Below are 14555 nucleotides of genomic sequence, written 5' to 3' on the forward strand. Positions count from 1 at the left end.
GTTCTTATAAGTAGTATTTTTCTTTCACAGTTAAATCATCGTTTAATTCATAAACTAATGGTTTACCTGTTGGGATTTCAAGATCCATAATATCTTCATCAGAAATGCCTTCGATGTGTTTAGCTAAAGCACGTAATGAATTACCATGAGCCGCTACTAAGACAGTTTTGTTGTCTTTTAAAGCTGGCGCAATTTCATCTTGCCAAAATGGTAATGCACGTTCCAAAGTAACTTTCAAGTTTTCGCCACCAGGAATATCGCGTTGGTCTAACATTGCATAACGACGGTCGTTTGCTGCAGAACCTTCATCTGTTGCTTCCATTAATGGAGGAAGAGTATCGTAAGAACGACGCCAGATGTGGACTTGTTCGTCTCCGTATTTTTCAGCAGTTTCTTTTTTGTTTAGTCCTTGTAATTTACCATAGTGACGTTCGTTTAAGCGCCAAGATTTGATTTGAGGTACCCATAATTGATCTGAGTATTCTAGTAAATAGTTACAAGTTTTGATGGCACGAGTTAAAACAGAAGTATAAGCAACGTCGAATTCGATGCCTGCTTCTTTAATTTTACGGCCGCCTTCTTTTGCTTCTTCAACACCTTCAGGTGCTAAATCTACGTCAGCCCATCCAGTAAATTGGTTTAAGGCATTCCATTCGCTAAGTCCATGACGAGAAAAAACTAATTTTGGCATGTATAAGCTCTCCTTTGAGTTTAGTTTTCTGAAAATAAGATTTCCACGTTTATTGTACACCGTTTTGCGCAAGATTTCCAATGGAAAATAGTAAAAAAACGTGAAAGTTGCTGAAAAATTAGAGTGAAATCGAATCAAAAAAGAAGCCCCATATGAAGGACTTCTTTTTTATTCTTAGGAATACAGCCGTTCGACATCTGTCTCAGGTAAATTGATGTACTTATAACAAGTGCCCACCGAAACGCCGCATTTATTAGAAATAAACTGGATGGTTTCTTTGTTTTCGTAATATAATGCACGGATTTTGCGGACGGTGCGTCCATCGATTTTTGGACGTCCACCTACTTTTCCGTTTTCACGAGCTTTGTGGAGCCCAACGAGTGTTCGTTCTTTAATTAGTGCACATTCCATCGCAGATAAGCTCTCCATTAATTGGAAATAGGCTTCACCTGTTGGAAGGTGAGTATCAATTCCTTCTGAAATGCTGACAAAATCAACTTGTTTTTCCTTTAACATTTTCATAAAGTCTGTTAATTGGCGGGTTGTTTTACCTAAATGGTGCAATTTACAAACAATAAGTGTATCCCCAGCAGAAAGAAGTTTTTCGACTTCGTCTAAGACACTGATCTCCGCTTGAGGATCAAATGTCTCTTGGAAAATATCATCACAACCAAACGATTGGAGAGTGGTTAGTTGATTTTTTAAATCGTCTTCAATAATAGTTGTGCGTGCATAACCAATTCGTTTCATATATTATCCTTCCTATATAAATAATCTTTTTTCACACATTCTTAACGTGCGGGAACATGTAAGGTTTTCGGTCCATCTTCATAACCGACGATTACCATAGAAACCATATTTAAAAATAAGCCGTGTTCAACGACGCCAACCAAGTTGTCTAAATAAGAACCTAAAGCTTCTGGATCTGTAATTTTTTCTAAATGTAAATCGATGATATGGTGGCCTCCATCTGTTATCAATGTTTCGCCAGCAGCGTTTAAACGAAGTGTTGGGTGATAGCCTTTTTCTTCAAATAAATGCACTAGTTGGCGGCTGCCATAAGGAACAACCTCAACTGGAAGTGGGAAAGCCCCTAAATCGTCCACCATTTTTGATTTATCCACAATCCAAATACATTTCTTTGAATAAGTGGCCACAATTTTTTCAAAAAGTAAGGCAGCGCCACCGCCTTTGATTCCTTGAAAATCAGCGCTGATTTCATCGGCGCCATCAATCGTAAGATCTACATACGGAACCTCATCAATACTTTTTAAAGGAATGCCCAAGGCCAAGGCTTGTTTCTCTGTTTCTTTTGAAGTAGTAACCCCTACGATTGACAATCCTTCTTCTTTTACGCGACGACCAATTTCGTCTACCATAAATTTTGCTGTTGAGCCAGTACCCAAACCGACAATCATGCCGTCTTCTACATATTTTGCAGCTTCGATTCCTACCATTTGTTTCAGATTCATCGCTGTTTTCCGCCCCCTTCAATAGTCAAAGATATTGTACCGTTATTTAACTAAAAAAGATAGAAAGTTTTTGAAAAAGTCATAAAAATTTTTAAAGGAAAAGTACGTTTAAATAGAAGGAAAAGTTTTTTTTCGAAAGGCGAAAGAAGAGGGTTGACAGTTGATACTTATCGTGGTATCCTAACAAAGGTGCTTTATCTACAGGTTCCTTATAGGGACGTGCTGACTGTCTATCAAAGCATATTTGATAAAGAGTGCAGAGATTGCATTATTTTTTATCGCGAAAAAAGAACCACCTGGATGTGTGGAACTAGAAGCGAAGTAAGGAAGGAGGAGAACAAGGAATGCCTACAATTAACCAATTAGTACGTAAACCTCGTAAATCTAAAGTAGAAAAATCTGATTCACCAGCCTTAAACAAAGGATATAACAGTTTTAAGAAAACTCAAACAAACGTTAACTCTCCGCAAAAACGTGGAGTTTGTACACGTGTGGGTACGATGACACCTAAAAAACCGAACTCAGCTTTACGTAAATATGCCCGTGTTCGTTTGTCAAACTTAATCGAAGTTACAGCTTATATCCCAGGTATCGGTCACAACTTACAAGAACACAGCGTGGTATTATTACGTGGTGGACGTGTAAAAGACTTACCAGGGGTACGTTACCATATCGTTCGTGGTGCGCTTGATACTGCCGGTGTTAACGACCGTAAACAAAGCCGCTCTAAATACGGTACAAAACGTCCTAAAGCTTAATTATAATAAGACAATAACAACTTGAAAAATCATATTTCGGAAGGAGGAGTTACGGATGCCTCGTAAAGGTCCTGTTGCAAAACGTGATGTTTTACCAGATCCAATTTATAACTCAAAATTAGTAACTCGCTTAATCAACCGTGTAATGGTTGACGGTAAACGCGGGATTGCTGCTAACATTATCTATAATTCATTTGATATCATCAAAGAATCTACAGGTAACGATCCATTGGAAGTTTTTGAACAAGCAATGAAAAACGTTATGCCTGTTCTTGAAGTTAAAGCACGTCGTGTTGGGGGTTCTAACTACCAAGTACCAGTTGAAGTTCGTCCAGAACGTCGTACAACTTTAGGTTTACGTTGGGTAGTTAACTACGCACGTCTACGTGGTGAACACACAATGGAAGAACGTCTAGCGAAAGAAATCATGGATGCTGCTAACAACACTGGCGCTTCTGTTAAAAAACGCGAAGACACACACAAAATGGCAGACGCAAACCGCGCATTTGCTCATTATCGTTGGTAAGATCCTCTCTGTCTGTCGCGTAAAGTGGCAGCAGAAAGTCAATTTACAATCGATTTAAATAAAGAGAGGAGTAAACATACAAAATGGCAAGAGAATTTTCACTTGAAAAAACTCGTAACATTGGTATCATGGCCCACGTTGATGCTGGTAAAACAACAACAACTGAGCGTATCTTGTACTACACTGGTAAAATCCATAAAATCGGTGAAACCCATGAAGGTGCTTCACAAATGGACTGGATGGAACAAGAACAAGAACGTGGTATCACGATTACATCCGCTGCGACAACTGCACAGTGGAAAGGCTACCGTGTAAATATCATCGATACTCCAGGACACGTGGACTTCACAATTGAAGTACAACGTTCTCTACGCGTATTAGATGGTGCGGTAACAGTTCTTGACTCTCAATCAGGTGTAGAACCTCAAACAGAAACTGTTTGGCGTCAAGCGACTGAATATAAAGTTCCTCGTATTGTATTCTGTAACAAAATGGATAAAATCGGTGCGGACTTCTTCTATTCAGTAGAATCATTACATGATCGTTTACAAGCAAACGCTCATCCAATTCAAATTCCAATCGGAGCTGAAGAAGACTTCACTGGAATCATTGACTTGATTAAAATGAAAGCTGAAATCTACACAAATGATTTGGGAACAGATATTCAAGAAACTGATATTCCTGAAGATTATTTAGAAAAAGCGCAAGAATGGCGCGAAAAATTAGTTGAAGCTGTTGCTGAAACTGACGAAGACTTAATGATGAAATATCTTGAAGGTGAAGAAATCACTGAAGAAGAATTAGTCGCTGGTATCCGTCAAGCAACAATCAACGTTGAGTTCTTCCCTGTATTAGCTGGTTCAGCATTCAAGAATAAAGGGGTTCAATTAATGTTGGACGCTGTTCTTGATTACTTACCATCACCATTAGATATCGATGCTATCAAAGGGATCGATACTAAAACAGACGAAGAAACAACTCGTCCAGCTGATGACGAAGCACCTTTCGCTTCATTAGCATTTAAAGTTATGACTGACCCATTCGTAGGTCGTTTAACTTTCTTCCGTGTTTATTCTGGTGTCCTTGAAAGTGGTTCATACGTATTGAACGCTTCAAAAGGCAAAAAAGAACGTATCGGTCGTATCCTACAAATGCACGCCAACACTCGTCAAGAAATTGACAAAGTGTACTCTGGTGATATCGCTGCTGCTGTTGGTCTAAAAGACACAACAACTGGTGATACATTATGTGCATTAGATGCACCAGTTATTCTTGAATCTATTGAATTCCCTGATCCAGTTATCCAAGTCGCTGTTGAACCTAAATCAAAAGCTGACCAAGATAAAATGGGCGTGGCTCTACAAAAACTTGCTGAAGAAGATCCATCATTCCGCGTTGAAACAAACGTTGAAACTGGTGAAACAGTTATCTCTGGTATGGGTGAATTGCACTTAGACGTTTTAGTAGACCGTATGAAACGTGAATTCAAAGTTGAAGCTAACGTAGGTGCTCCTCAAGTATCTTACCGCGAAACATTCCGTGCTGCGACTAAAGCAGAAGGTAAATTCGTTCGTCAGTCTGGTGGTAAAGGACAATACGGTCACGTATGGGTTGAATTTACACCAAATGAAGAAGGTAAAGGCTTCGAGTTTGAAAACGCAATTGTCGGTGGTGTGGTTCCTCGTGAATACATCCCAGCAGTTGAAAAAGGGTTAGAAGACTCTATGAACAACGGTGTTCTTGCTGGTTATCCATTAGTTGATATCAAAGCAAAACTTTACGATGGTTCATACCACGATGTCGATTCAAATGAAACGGCCTTCCGTGTAGCTGCTTCTATGGCATTGAAAGCTGCGGCTAAAAATGCAAACCCAGTTATTTTAGAACCAATGATGAAAGTTACAATTACTGTTCCTGAAGATTACTTAGGTGATATCATGGGACACGTAACAAGTCGTCGTGGACGTGTTGAAGGTATGGAAGCACACGGTAACTCTCAAATCGTTAATGCGATGGTACCTTTAGCTGAAATGTTTGGTTATGCTACAACATTACGTTCAGCAACACAAGGACGCGGTACATTTATGATGGTATTTGACCACTATGAAGACGTACCTAAGTCTGTTCAAGAAGAAATCATCAAGAAAAACGGCGGCAACGCATAATTTTCCTTGAGAATAAAAGGTTTGTTTTTAGAACTATCCTTTTTTCAAGATTTCGTGTAAAATAGCTTATGATGATCAGACGATTTTTAGTAACGTCTATCACATATAAAACAAACAATAAAATTTATATTTTTAGGAGGAACATTCAAAATGGCAAAAGAAAAATTTGACCGTTCTAAATCCCATGTTAACATTGGTACTATCGGACACGTTGACCATGGTAAAACTACATTAACAGCTGCAATTGCTACTGTATTATCAAAACACGGTGGCGGGGAAGCACAAAGCTACGATTCTATCGATAACGCTCCAGAAGAAAAAGAACGTGGAATCACAATCAACACTTCTCATATCGAATATGAAACTGAAACTCGTCACTATGCACACGTTGACTGCCCAGGACACGCGGACTACGTTAAAAACATGATCACTGGTGCTGCTCAAATGGACGGAGCTATCTTAGTAGTTTCTGCTGCTGATGGTCCTATGCCTCAAACACGTGAACATATCTTATTATCACGTAACGTTGGTGTACCATACATCGTTGTATTCTTAAACAAAATGGATATGGTTGATGACGAAGAATTATTAGAATTAGTAGAAATGGAAGTTCGTGACTTATTATCAGAATACGATTTCCCAGGCGATGATGTTCCAGTTATCGCAGGTTCTGCTTTGAAAGCTTTAGAAGGCGACGAGTCTTATGAAGAAAAAATCTTAGAATTAATGGCTGCAGTTGACGAATATATCCCAACTCCAGAACGTGATACTGACAAACCATTCATGATGCCAGTCGAAGACGTATTCTCAATCACTGGACGTGGTACTGTTGCTACAGGCCGTGTTGAACGTGGTGAAGTTCGCGTTGGTGACGAAGTTGAAATCGTTGGTATTAAAGACGAAACATCTAAAACAACTGTTACAGGTGTTGAAATGTTCCGTAAATTATTAGACTACGCTGAAGCAGGCGACAACATCGGTGCTTTATTACGTGGTGTAGCACGTGAAGATATCGAACGTGGACAAGTATTAGCTAAACCAGCTACAATCACTCCACACACAAAATTCAAAGCTGAAGTATACGTATTATCAAAAGAAGAAGGCGGACGTCACACTCCATTCTTCACTAACTACCGTCCTCAATTCTACTTCCGTACAACAGACGTTACTGGTGTTGTAGAATTGCCAGAAGGTACTGAAATGGTAATGCCTGGTGATAACGTTGCTATGGACGTTGAATTAATTCACCCAATCGCTATCGAAGACGGAACTCGTTTCTCTATTCGTGAAGGCGGACGTACTGTAGGTTCAGGCGTTGTTACTGAAATCGTTAAATAATTAACTTTTTAACTATAGCTTTAACCAGCGTAAAAAACTGGGGTATTCGGACGTAAGACCAGAGAATTTATTCTCTGGTCTTTTTTTGTTTAGAAATTGGCTGGCTAAAAAATAAGCCAATTGGCTGTTTTAGCAGACTTGTTTCTTCCGTATACTTGGAGAAAAAGATTAGGTGATTTAATGGAAAAAGTATTGACGATTGCAGGCTCCGATTCAACTGGAGGGGCAGGAATTCAAGCAGATTTAAAAACATTTGAAGAGTATGGAGTTTTTGGATTTTCAAGTTTAACCTCGATTGTGACGATGGATCCTACAACAGGTTGGTCACATGAAGTAACTGAATTGCCAGAAACGCTCTTAGAAAAACAATTGATTTCGGTTTTTGCAGGCGGCCCAGTAGCGGCCTTGAAAACAGGGATGATGGGCAATGAACAAAATATTAAAATGGCTAGTAAGTACATTAAACAAGAGAAAATTCAAAAAGTCGTGATTGACCCAGTCATTGCTTGTAAGGGAACGGCACAAATTCTGCAACCCAAAAGTGTGGAAGGCCTAAAAAACGATTTACTGCCATTAGCATTAGTTGCCACGCCTAATTTAATTGAAGCGGGCATCTTATCTGGTTTAGGCGAAATTTCTTCCGTGGCGGAGATGGAAGAAGCGGCAAAACGAATTGTACAAATGGGAGCCAAACATGTCGTGGTTAAAGGGGGACATCGCTTAGCTGGGGAAAAAGCACTGGACTTATTTTACGATGGTCACACCGCGCATCTTTTGGAAAATGAATTATATCCTACTGATTATAATCATGGTGCAGGTTGTACTTTTTCAGCGGCAATCACAGCTGGCTTGGCGAAAGGTTATTCGGTGTTAGAAGCAGTAACTTTAGCGAAAAAATTTGTAGCGGCGGCGATTAAACACGGTATTCAAGTTAATCCTTATGTGGGGCACGTATGGCATGGCGCATACACTCATGCGGAACAACGGATGCGTAAGAAAGAATAATATTTAGAACTAGAGGAGTCTGTCAAGGACTGGCTCTAGTTTTTTTGTGATAAAGAATAACAATAGTAGGTATTACGTTAAAAGAATGTTCAAATTTTTAAAAGAGGAGTAGAATAGAACTGTAATTGCAAAAAAGAAGCGGAACATAGAAGGGGTGATAACTTTTCTGTGCTTCAGTTTAGAACGGACTGTGGTGTTTGTTTTGACGAACTACCGGAAAGCGACTTCTTTTTGTTTTGGCTTCAAATGGTATTTAATGGAGGGAATGCAATGTTAGAAAAAGAAACGTACAGTCAACTGTTTAAATGGTCTTTTTCAAAAAAGACACAAGTCACATACTGGGATGGTACCGTCAAAGAGTATGGGCAAGGGTCGGGGGATCCGGTTTTTAAAATTGTATTCAATGAAAAAATTCCTGTGAAGGATTTACTGAATAACGCTTCGTTAACTTTAGGGGAAGCCTACATGGATCGCAAAATTGAAATCGAAGGCGATATCCAAGCGCTGATTTATGATGTGTATAACCAAAAGGATAGCTTTTTACACAATGCTAAATTTATTAAATGGCTTCCTAAAGAAAGTCATTCAAAAAAACGTTCGCAAGAGGATATTCACAGCCATTACGATCTAGGAAATGATTTTTACAAAAAATGGCTTGACCAAACAATGACGTATTCATGTGCTTATTTTAAAACGCCTGAAGATACATTAGAACAAGCGCAAGTGAATAAAGTTCATCATATTTTAGATAAATTGTTTATCAAAGAGGGCGACACTTTACTGGATATTGGCTGCGGCTGGGGCACGTTAATTTTAACTGCGGTGAAAGAATATGGAGCCAAAGCAACTGGGATTACATTAAGTGAAGAGCAATTTCATCATATTCGCCATATTATAGAAAAAGAAGGTCTACAAGATCGAATGACTGTCAAATTGATGGATTATCGTGATTTAAAAGGAGAGTCTTTTGACCATATTACGAGTGTTGGGATGTTTGAACATGTCGGTGCGGAAAATCTACATGAATATTTTGATGTCGTTCAGCGGAATTTAGCGCCTAAAGGTACGGCGTTGATTCATGGGATCAGTCGCCAACAAGGTGGGGCTAAAAATGCTTGGATTAATCGTTATATTTTCCCAGGTGGCTATATTCCTGGTGTCACTGAGCTAGTCGGCCATATGACAGAAAACGACTTGCAAGTGATTGACTTGGAAAGTTTGCGCAGAGATTATCAATTGACGTTGGAACATTGGACAAAAAACTTCCATAATATAGAAACAGAAATTGTTGACGAAAAAGGCGAGCGCTTCTATCGAATGTGGGACTTATATTTGCAAGCATGTGCAGCCTCATTCCAAGCAAGCAATATTGATGTTATTCAATATTTATTGGTTCATCCAGATAACAATGATATTCCAATGCGCCGGATTGGTTAATAGAATAAAAAAGAGAGAATTTGAGATTCTGGTAAAAAAGGAATCTCAAATTCTTTTTTTATAAAAATAGAATGAAAAGAATTGAAAAACAAAACAAATGCTTTTCAAAACAAGAAAAAATTCTTTCAAAAAAACGCAGAAAATCCTTGCTAACACTATCCTTTCATAGTATAATCAAAAAGGTGCTGTTTACAGGAGTGTAAAAAGCATTGGTAGATCAACGATTTGATTTGCCGGCTGTGAAGCGAGAGGTTGCGACACGCTCGGACGCTTTGCCATGAACGAGCATGCCGGATAAATTTTCGTGGAGCTATGTCTACTTTTAAAATAGGCGAAGGAGGGAACAAGATGGCAAAACAAAAAATTCGTATCCGTTTAAAAGCGTATGAACACCGTATTTTAGATCAATCAGCGGATAAAATTGTGGAAACAGCAAAAAGAACTGGAGCTGACGTATCAGGTCCGATTCCATTACCAACAGAACGCTCACTTTACACAGTTATTCGTGCGACTCATAAATACAAAGATTCTCGCGAACAATTCGAAATGCGTACTCACAAACGTCTAATTGACATTGTGAACCCAACACCAAAAACAGTTGACGCTCTAATGAAGCTTGACTTACCGTCTGGTGTTAATATTGAAATCAAACTATAAAATTAAGATGGAGGTGTACTCATGACCAAAGGAATCTTAGGGAAAAAAGTGGGAATGACACAAATCTTTACTGAGTCTGGTGAATTAATTCCAGTAACAGTAGTTGAAGCTACGCCAAACGTAGTTTTACAAGTAAAAACTGTTGAAACTGACGGATACGAAGCTATCCAAGTTGGTTACCAAGACAAACGTGAAGTTTTATCAAACAAACCTGCGAAAGGTCATGTTGCAAAAGCAAACACGGCTCCTAAGCGCTTCATTAAAGAATTCAAGAATGTTGAGCTAGGAGAATATGAAGTAGGTAAAGAAATCAAAGTAGATGTTTTCCAAGCAGGAGACGTTGTTGATGTTACAGGTACTACGAAAGGTAAAGGATTCCAAGGGGCAATCAAACGTCACGGCCAAAGCCGCGGACCTATGTCTCATGGTTCTCGTTATCACCGTCGTCCTGGGTCAATGGGTCCAGTAGCGCCTAACCGTGTATTTAAAAATAAACGACTAGCCGGCCGTATGGGTGGCGACCGCGTAACAATTCAAAACCTTGAAGTTGTTAAAGTGGACGTAGAAAGAAATGTTATCTTAATCAAAGGAAACATTCCTGGAGCGAAAAAATCTTTAATCACAATCAAATCAGCTGTGAAAGCTAAATAAGTGTAGGGAAAGGAGGAACTAAGGAATGCCGAATGTAGCATTATTCAAACAAGATGGAACTCAAAACGGTGAAATCACTTTAAATGAAGAAATCTTCGGAATCGAACCTAATGAAAGTGTTGTCTATGATGCAATCATCATGCAACGTGCTTCATTAAGACAAGGAACACACGCAGTTAAAAACCGTAGCGCTGTTCGTGGCGGTGGCCGCAAACCATGGCGTCAAAAAGGAACTGGTCGTGCTCGTCAAGGTTCAATCCGTTCACCACAATGGCGTGGAGGTGGCGTAGTCTTTGGACCAACACCGCGTTCATACAGCTACAAACTTCCTAAAAAAGTTCGTCGCTTAGCAATGAAATCTGTATTATCAGACAAAGTTGCTGAAAATAACTTGGTAGCAGTAGAAGGTTTAAGCTTCGATGCACCAAAAACAAAAGAATTCAAACAAGTTCTTGCTAACTTGTCTATCGATACTAAAGTATTAGTTGTTTTAGAAAATGGTAACGACTTTGCAGCTTTATCAGCTCGTAACTTACCAAACGTTTCTGTAGTAACTTCTGATAACGTTAGTGTGTTAGATGTTGTGTCAGCTAACAAAGTCTTGGCAACACAAACAGCTCTTACTCAAATTGAGGAGGTGCTTGCATAATGGAATTACTAGACGTAATCAAACGCCCAGTGATCACTGAAAAATCCATGTTAGCTATGGACGAAAAGAAATATACTTTCGAAGTGGACACTCGCGCAAACAAAACTTTAGTAAAACAAGCTGTTGAATCAGCATTCGATGTTAAAGTAGCAAACGTAAACATCTTAAACGTGCGTCCAAAATTCAAACGCATGGGTAAATATGCAGGTTATACAAAAAAACGTCGCAAAGCGATCGTTACATTAACTGAAGATTCAAAAGAAATTCAATTATTCGAAGCTGCTGAATAAGCAGTCCTGAACAATATCAACGTAGGAGGGAAATAAGACGTGGCGATTAAAAAGTACAAACCTACCACAAATGGCCGTCGTAACATGACAAGTTCTGATTTCGCTGAAATCACAACTTCAACACCAGAAAAATCATTGTTACAGCCATTAAAAAACAATGCCGGTCGTAACAACAACGGTCGCATTACGGTTCGTCACCAAGGTGGCGGTCACAAACGTCAATACCGTGTGATTGACTTCAAACGTAATAAAGATAACGTCGCAGCGGTTGTTAAAACGATCGAGTACGATCCAAACCGTTCTGCTAACATCGCGTTAGTTCATTACGAAGACGGGGTTAAGGCATACATCTTAGCACCAAAAGGATTAGAAGTAGGCATGCGCCTAGTATCTGGTCCAGAAGCAGATATTAAAGTAGGTAACGCATTACCATTGGAAAACATTCCAGTTGGTACAGTTATCCACAACATTGAAATGAAACCTGGTAAAGGTGGACAATTAATCCGTTCAGCTGGAACAAGCGCGCAAGTACTTGGTAAAGAAGGCAAATACGTATTAATCCGCTTAAACTCTGGCGAAGTTCGTATGATCTTAGCAACTTGCCGTGCAACAATCGGTTCAGTTGGTAACGAACAACACGAATTAATCAACATTGGTAAAGCTGGCCGCTCTCGTTGGATGCGTAAACGCCCAACTGTTCGTGGTAGCGTAATGAACCCTAACGATCACCCACACGGTGGTGGTGAAGGTAAAACACCAATTGGACGTAAAGCGCCAGTATCTCCATGGGGTCAACCAGCAATTGGATACAAAACACGTAATAAAAAAGCTAAATCAGACAAACTTATCGTTCGTCGTCGTACTAAATAATTTTTTTGACCATGTGTCGTACATTTTGAGAGGAGGTTCACCATGGGTCGTAGTTTAAAAAAAGGACCTTTCGTCGATGATCATTTGATGAAAAAGGTCGAAGCACAACAAGGTGCCGAAAAGAAAAAAGTAATTAAAACTTGGTCTCGCCGCTCTACAATTTTTCCATCATTCGTAGGTTTCACAATCGCTGTATATGATGGACGGAAACATGTCCCTGTTTACATTCAAGAAGACATGGTAGGACATAAATTAGGTGAATTTGCACCAACTAGAACTTATCGTGGCCACGTTGCTGACGATAAAAAAACTAAACGCTAATTTTGAGGGGAGGATATGCAAATGTCAGAACAAATTACATCAGCTAAAGCAACTGCAAAAACAGTTCGCACTTCACCTCGTAAAGCACGTTTAGTAATCGATCTTATCAGAGGGAAAAGCGTTGCGGATGCAATTTCAATCTTGAAATTCACACCGAACAAGTCTGCTGGAATCATTGAAAAAGTTTTAATGTCAGCAGTTGCTAACGCAGAAAACAACTTTGACTTAGACGTTGAAAGCTTAGTCGTATCTGAAGCATTTGTTAACGAAGGACCAACAATGAAACGTTTCCGTCCTCGTGCAAAAGGTTCAGCTTCACCAATCAACAAACGTACTAGTCACATCACAGTAGTTGTAACAGAGAAATAAGTCTCATGAAATAGGCTGTTTTCTTTATGAAAACAGAGCTTAAACATTTAAGAGGAGGGACAATCAGTGGGTCAAAAAGTACATCCAATTGGAATGCGTGTAGGCATCATCCGCGACTGGGATGCGAAATGGTATGCTGAAAAAGAGTATGCTGAATTCTTACACGAAGATTTAAGAATCCGTAAATTTATCGCAACAAAACTTGCTGATGCTGCTGTATCTACAATTGAAATCGAACGCGCTGCAAACCGTGTTAACATTTCAATTCACACAGCTAAACCAGGTATGGTTATCGGTAAAGGCGGATCTGAAGTCGAAAACCTAAGAAAAGAATTAAATAAATTAACTGGCAAACGAGTTCACATCAACATCGTTGAAATCAAAAAACCAGATTTAGATGCAAAATTAGTAGGCGAAGGAATTGCACGTCAATTAGAAAACCGTGTTGCTTTCCGTCGTGCTCAAAAACAAGCTATCCAACGCGCAATGCGTGCTGGCGCTAAAGGAATCAAAACTCAAGTATCAGGTCGTCTAAACGGTGCGGATATCGCTCGTTCAGAAGGATACTCTGAAGGAACTGTACCACTTCACACATTACGTGCGGACATTGATTACGCATGGGAAGAAGCGGACACTACTTACGGAAAACTAGGAGTTAAAGTGTGGATCTATCGTGGAGAAATTCTTCCAACGAAAAAAAACACTGAGAAAGGAGGGAAATAATCATGTTAGTACCTAAACGTGTAAAACACCGTCGTGAATTCCGCGGAAAAATGCGCGGTGAAGCTAAAGGCGGAAAAGAAGTAGCATTTGGTGAATGGGGTTTACAAGCAACTGAATCTCACTGGATTACTAACCGTCAAATCGAAGCAGCCCGTATTGCAATGACTCGTTACATGAAACGTGGCGGGAAAGTATGGATTAAAATTTTCCCTCACAAGTCTTACACAAGTAAAGCTATCGGCGTACGTATGGGTAAAGGTAAAGGGGCACCAGAAGGCTGGGTATCACCAGTTAAACGTGGTAAAATCATGTTTGAAATCGCAGGCGTTCCTGAAGAAGTAGCTCGTGAAGCTCTTCGTCTTGCATCTCACAAATTGCCGGTAAAAACTAAGATCGTAAAACGTGAGGAAATGGGTGGTGAATCGAATGAAGGTTAAAGAAATCAGAGAATTAACCACTGCCGAAATGCTAGATAAAGAAAAACAATTAAAAGAAGAATTGTTCAACTTAAGATTCCAATTAGCAACAGGTCAATTAGAAAACACTGCACGTATTAAAGAAGTACGTCAATCGATTGCACGCATCAAAACAGTATTGCGTGAACAAGCTAACTAATAGTGGAAGGAGGCCAAA

General features: G+C 39.5%; 19 protein-coding genes. 16 read left to right on the forward strand and 3 right to left on the reverse strand.

What is annotated here, in order from left to right:
• Nucleotides 1-4 precede the first annotated feature (4 nt).
• The 3 genes from gpmA to rpiA all read right to left on the reverse strand — a co-directional run bounded on the left by gpmA (nt 5) and on the right by rpiA (nt 2163).
• Nucleotides 5-691, reverse strand: coding sequence for a 2,3-diphosphoglycerate-dependent phosphoglycerate mutase (gene gpmA / locus IGL23_RS01000; RefSeq protein WP_002359343.1), 687 nt, complete (start codon nt 689-691; stop codon nt 5-7).
• A 174-nt stretch (nt 692-865) separates the two neighbouring features.
• A complete protein-coding gene (locus tag IGL23_RS01005) occupies nt 866-1441 on the reverse strand; it encodes a recombinase family protein (protein WP_002356188.1) in 576 nt (191 codons plus the stop codon).
• A gap of 41 nt (nt 1442-1482) precedes the next feature.
• Nucleotides 1483-2163 (reverse strand): ribose-5-phosphate isomerase RpiA, encoded by a 681-nt coding sequence (gene rpiA / locus IGL23_RS01010; RefSeq protein ID WP_002363468.1) that lies wholly within the window; start codon nt 2161-2163, stop codon nt 1483-1485.
• A gap of 344 nt (nt 2164-2507) precedes the next feature.
• Here rpiA and rpsL point away from each other — a divergent pair, with 344 nt between their 5' ends.
• From rpsL to rpmC, 16 genes are all read left to right on the forward strand, one after another.
• Complete coding sequence (gene rpsL, locus IGL23_RS01015; RefSeq protein WP_002356190.1) at nt 2508-2921, forward strand: 30S ribosomal protein S12; 414 nt, start codon at nt 2508-2510, stop codon at nt 2919-2921.
• Between the two features lie 55 nt (nt 2922-2976).
• Nucleotides 2977-3447: a 30S ribosomal protein S7 gene (gene rpsG / locus IGL23_RS01020; protein WP_002356191.1), complete on the forward strand. Its 471-nt coding sequence runs from the start codon at nt 2977-2979 to the stop codon at nt 3445-3447.
• An 83-nt stretch (nt 3448-3530) separates the two neighbouring features.
• Nucleotides 3531-5612: an elongation factor G gene (gene fusA / locus IGL23_RS01025; protein ID WP_002356192.1), complete on the forward strand. Its 2082-nt coding sequence runs from the start codon at nt 3531-3533 to the stop codon at nt 5610-5612.
• Between the two features lie 150 nt (nt 5613-5762).
• Entirely contained in the window at nt 5763-6950 is a 1188-nt protein-coding gene (gene tuf, locus IGL23_RS01030) for an elongation factor Tu (protein ID WP_002356194.1), read from the forward strand.
• 180 nt (nt 6951-7130) lie between these two features.
• Entirely contained in the window at nt 7131-7955 is an 825-nt protein-coding gene (thiD, locus tag IGL23_RS01035; protein WP_002368563.1) for a bifunctional hydroxymethylpyrimidine kinase/phosphomethylpyrimidine kinase, read from the forward strand.
• Nucleotides 7956-8225: 270 nt separating this feature from the next.
• On the forward strand, nt 8226-9392 hold the full coding sequence (locus IGL23_RS01040; protein WP_002389616.1) for an SAM-dependent methyltransferase: 1167 nt from the start codon (nt 8226-8228) through the stop codon (nt 9390-9392).
• 348 nt (nt 9393-9740) lie between these two features.
• Nucleotides 9741-10049, forward strand: a complete 309-nt coding sequence (gene rpsJ / locus IGL23_RS01045) for a 30S ribosomal protein S10 (RefSeq protein ID WP_002389727.1) — start codon at nt 9741-9743, stop codon at nt 10047-10049.
• Nucleotides 10050-10070: 21 nt separating this feature from the next.
• Complete coding sequence (gene rplC, locus IGL23_RS01050; RefSeq protein WP_002356199.1) at nt 10071-10700, forward strand: 50S ribosomal protein L3; 630 nt, start codon at nt 10071-10073, stop codon at nt 10698-10700.
• Nucleotides 10701-10725: 25 nt separating this feature from the next.
• On the forward strand, nt 10726-11349 hold the full coding sequence (gene rplD / locus IGL23_RS01055) for a 50S ribosomal protein L4 (protein ID WP_002356200.1): 624 nt from the start codon (nt 10726-10728) through the stop codon (nt 11347-11349).
• Nucleotides 11349-11639: a 50S ribosomal protein L23 gene (locus tag IGL23_RS01060; RefSeq protein WP_002356203.1), complete on the forward strand. Its 291-nt coding sequence runs from the start codon at nt 11349-11351 to the stop codon at nt 11637-11639. The genes rplD and IGL23_RS01060 overlap by 1 nt, the downstream gene beginning before the upstream one ends.
• Before the next feature lie 39 nt (nt 11640-11678).
• A complete protein-coding gene (gene rplB, locus IGL23_RS01065; RefSeq protein WP_002356204.1) occupies nt 11679-12509 on the forward strand; it encodes a 50S ribosomal protein L2 in 831 nt (276 codons plus the stop codon).
• Nucleotides 12510-12551: 42 nt separating this feature from the next.
• Nucleotides 12552-12830: a 30S ribosomal protein S19 gene (rpsS, locus tag IGL23_RS01070; protein ID WP_002356205.1), complete on the forward strand. Its 279-nt coding sequence runs from the start codon at nt 12552-12554 to the stop codon at nt 12828-12830.
• 21 nt (nt 12831-12851) lie between these two features.
• A complete protein-coding gene (gene rplV / locus IGL23_RS01075) occupies nt 12852-13199 on the forward strand; it encodes a 50S ribosomal protein L22 (RefSeq protein WP_002356206.1) in 348 nt (115 codons plus the stop codon).
• A gap of 66 nt (nt 13200-13265) precedes the next feature.
• Nucleotides 13266-13922, forward strand: a complete 657-nt coding sequence (rpsC, locus tag IGL23_RS01080; RefSeq protein ID WP_002356207.1) for a 30S ribosomal protein S3 — start codon at nt 13266-13268, stop codon at nt 13920-13922.
• A gap of 2 nt (nt 13923-13924) precedes the next feature.
• Complete coding sequence (gene rplP / locus IGL23_RS01085; RefSeq protein WP_002356208.1) at nt 13925-14359, forward strand: 50S ribosomal protein L16; 435 nt, start codon at nt 13925-13927, stop codon at nt 14357-14359.
• Nucleotides 14349-14537 carry a 50S ribosomal protein L29 gene (gene rpmC, locus IGL23_RS01090; RefSeq protein ID WP_002383858.1) on the forward strand — a complete coding sequence of 63 codons (189 nt, stop codon included), beginning with the start codon at nt 14349-14351 and terminating at the stop codon, nt 14535-14537. Before rplP ends, rpmC begins: the two co-directional genes overlap by 11 nt.
• The last annotated feature ends 18 nt before the right edge of the window (nt 14538-14555 follow it).

The organism is Enterococcus sp. MSG3299, from assembly GCF_050555765.1.
Lineage (GTDB): Bacteria > Bacillota > Bacilli > Lactobacillales > Enterococcaceae > Enterococcus > Enterococcus faecalis.